Origin of the sequence: Halorubrum tibetense (assembly GCF_042661865.1) — an archaeon.
GTDB lineage: Archaea > Halobacteriota > Halobacteria > Halobacteriales > Haloferacaceae > Halorubrum > Halorubrum tibetense.
The window spans coordinates 1-2,932 of record NZ_JBHSWW010000294.1; the positions used below are offsets into that span (position 1 = coordinate 1).

At 67.9% G+C, this 2,932-nt stretch carries 3 protein-coding genes, 1 tRNA gene and 1 pseudogene; 4 read left to right on the forward strand and 1 reads right to left on the reverse strand.

The genetic code is table 11. The features are described 5' to 3' along the window. On the forward strand, window positions 1-1,083 hold a 1,083-nt coding region (gene tatC / locus ACFQEU_RS13915), incomplete at its 5' end, for a twin-arginine translocase subunit TatC (RefSeq protein ID WP_379783120.1). Between the two features lie 475 nt (window positions 1,084-1,558). Here tatC and ACFQEU_RS13920 read toward each other — a convergent pair. After that, a tRNA-Val gene (locus ACFQEU_RS13920) sits at window positions 1,559-1,632 on the reverse strand. Between the two features lie 60 nt (window positions 1,633-1,692). Between ACFQEU_RS13920 and ACFQEU_RS13925 the strand changes: the two genes are divergently transcribed. The 3 genes and pseudogenes from ACFQEU_RS13925 to ACFQEU_RS13935 form a co-directional block, all read left to right on the forward strand. Beyond that, window positions 1,693-2,172: a DUF192 domain-containing protein gene (locus ACFQEU_RS13925; RefSeq protein ID WP_379783122.1), complete on the forward strand. Its 480-nt coding sequence runs from the start codon at window positions 1,693-1,695 to the stop codon at window positions 2,170-2,172. 97 nt (window positions 2,173-2,269) lie between these two features. After that, complete coding sequence (locus ACFQEU_RS13930; RefSeq protein ID WP_379783123.1) at window positions 2,270-2,689, forward strand: SHOCT domain-containing protein; 420 nt, start codon at window positions 2,270-2,272, stop codon at window positions 2,687-2,689. A gap of 61 nt (window positions 2,690-2,750) precedes the next feature. After that, window positions 2,751-2,932: pseudogene (locus ACFQEU_RS13935) on the forward strand (hypothetical protein); the annotation flags it as partial.

The window sequence follows — 2,932 nt, forward strand, 5'->3', positions numbered from 1 at the left end:
GGATCCGCGGGAGACGACGACACGGAGCGACCCGCGGAGTCGGCGTCGGCGGACGCGGACGAGGCGTCGAGCGCGGAGTCGGCGTCGGCGGACGCGGACGAGGCGTCGGAATCGACACCGGCCGGTCCCCACGATCCGAACTGGGACGGCGGCGTCGACACCGGCCACACAGACGACACGGGGAGTGCGGACGCCGAGGACGACGATCCCGACGACGGTACTGAAGGCGATCCCGACGACGACACGGAGAGCGAGGCCGAAGACACGGACGAGGACGATCCCGACGACGACGCGGACGAGGACGACGGTATCGGCGACGGCGGAACCGCGACCGTCGACGATGGGGAACTCGCCGGGATAGAGGGGCCGGAGACGGACGAGGAGATGCCGCTTGCCGCCCACATCGAGGAGATGATGCGGCGGCTCGCGATCGTGTTCCTGCTCGGCGGGCTCGCGACGCTCGTCGTCGTGACGGAGTCGACGACGCTCATCAACTACTTCTGGGACTACCACATCCCCGCGCCGCGCGAGAACCGACCGCGGCTGTACGCCCCCCTCGAGCTCCCGCTCACGCGACTGAAGGTCGCGGGGATCGCGGGCGTCGTCGTCGGGCTTCCCGCCTTCGTCTACCAGACGTATCGGTTCATGAAGCCCGGCCTCTACGAGAACGAGCGGCGCTACTACCTGGCGGCCGTCCCCACCAGCCTCGTCCTCGCCGGGATCGGGGTCGCGTTCGCGCACTTCCTCGTGTTGCCCGCGATCTTCTCGTATTTCACCACCTACACCGCCGACGCGGCGACGATCGCGTTCGGGTTGGCGGAGACGTTCAACCTGATCGTGATCATGCTCGGGTTCATGGCGATCGTCTTCCAGATCCCGCTTTTCATCATGCTCGCGATCATGATGAACCTCGTCACCCGGGTGTGGCTGGAGGACAAACGCCTCATCTTCTGGGGGGCGTTCCTCGGGATCGCGTTCCTCTTCAGTCCCGACCCGACCGGGATGGCCCCGATCATCGTCACCCTCACGATGATCGTCCTCTTCGAGGGGACACTGGCGGTCCTCCGGTGGACCGGGAACTAACCCGTGGGGCGGTGCCGGGTCGACCAGCTGTCGTCTTATAAGGGGACTCCGCGGTCGATCGGTCGCGTCGATCCGGTCCCATCCGAAGCAGTGGTCGCGGAAGCGCGCCACTCGATCGGTGACGGCACGAGGATCTCCGAGTGTCAACGACGACACGGTAGCTACATCGGCGTCGACGATGACGAGGTGTACTTATAAGTGAGACGATGGCGCGCCCGCTCGTGCCTTTATAAAGGTACGAGCGGACCGCGAGCGGGCCGTCGGCTCGTGAGCCCCGGGACGCTACACGCCTCTGGCAGCCGGCGGCTGGGGACTTCGGCGGTTCTCCCCGACGTTCCGCAGGCGAGAGTTTATAAATAGCCGACGAAACACCGTTCACTCACTTATAACCATCCCGCGACGTTCATCCCGCTCCCGCTCCCTGATTCGAACCCGCTCCATACCCGCGGCTCACCGTTCGGTTCGCCGCAGGAAATGGGCTCGGGCGGGTTCGAACCGCCGACCTCAGCCTTGTAAAGGCCGCGTCATAACCAGCTAGACCACGAGCCCTCACCCGGAACTACCTCCGAGAGCGGAAAACGATTTCTTTCTGCGTCGCCGACTCCCCCCGTGAACCGTCGTCTCCTCACCCTCGCCGTCGTGGCCCTCCTCGTCGGCGGCGTCGCGCTCGTCACCTTCACGACCGCCCCCGCGCTGTTGATCACCGGTTACGAGACGACGACCGTAACGGCGGTCGACGGCGACACGGGGGAGTCGCTCGCGACCGTGGAGGCCCGGATCGCCGACGACGGGCTCAAACGCTACGTCGGCCTCTCGGCGACCGACGAGCTCGACGCCGACGAGGGAATGCTGTTCGTCCACGACGAGCCCGGCGAGTACCCCTACGTGATGCGGAACATGGCGTTCGCGATCGACATCCTGTTCGTCGCGCCCGACGGCGAGGTGACTCGGATCTACGAGGCCGAGCCCGAGTCGCGCCCGCTGACCACCTACGAGGGGACCGGCCAGTACGTCCTCGAAGTGCCGCGAGGGTGGAGCGATCGTCACGGCGTCGAACCGGGCGACGAGCTCCGGTTCGATCCGTCCTGACGGGTCGCGTTCGGGAGGCCACGATCCGCCGAAACCGCCTTCGTTCCCCGGGAGGGACGACGAAACCCTTTCACGCCTCGCTCGCGTCGGGTCGGGCATGACCGGCCTCCTCCGGCGTATCGCCTGGAACCTGCGACACCGCTGGCGGCGGGTGTTCGCGCTGCTCGTCGTCGGCGCGGGCGTGCTCGCCCCGTTCCTCACCGGCCTCTGGTGGACGCTCCCGCTCGTCTGGTTCCTCGGGCTGTTCGTCCTCCTCCCCGTCCTCCACACGCTCGCGAAACCCCTCCCCGACGGCGACGACGACGGCGGACGGTCGGGACGCGAACGCTCCGGTGACCCCGCCCTCGACGCCCTCCGCGAGCGCTACGCCCGCGGCGACATCGACGAGGCGGAGTTCGAACGCCGGCTCGACCGCCTGCTGGAGACCGAGGACGCGGAGATCCCTGATCGGAACGGCGACGTCGCCGCTCGCGTCCGCGAGAACCTCGAACGCGAGATCGAGCGGATCCGGGAGTGACCGTGGGTGAGCCGAACCTCCACCGATACCCGTTCTGCGGTGTTCGAACGGTGATCCGCCCGTGATACGGGCGCTGCTCCGGTACCCGTTCACCGGCTCCCCGCGGGTCGACGCCGTCCTCGTCGGCGGCGGCTGCCACCTCCTCGCGGTGTGGCTCCCGCTGCTTCCGTTCATCGCCGTCGCGGGCTATCTCTCCCGAGTGCTCGCCGCGACCGCGGCCGTCGACCGCATCGGCGATGCCGA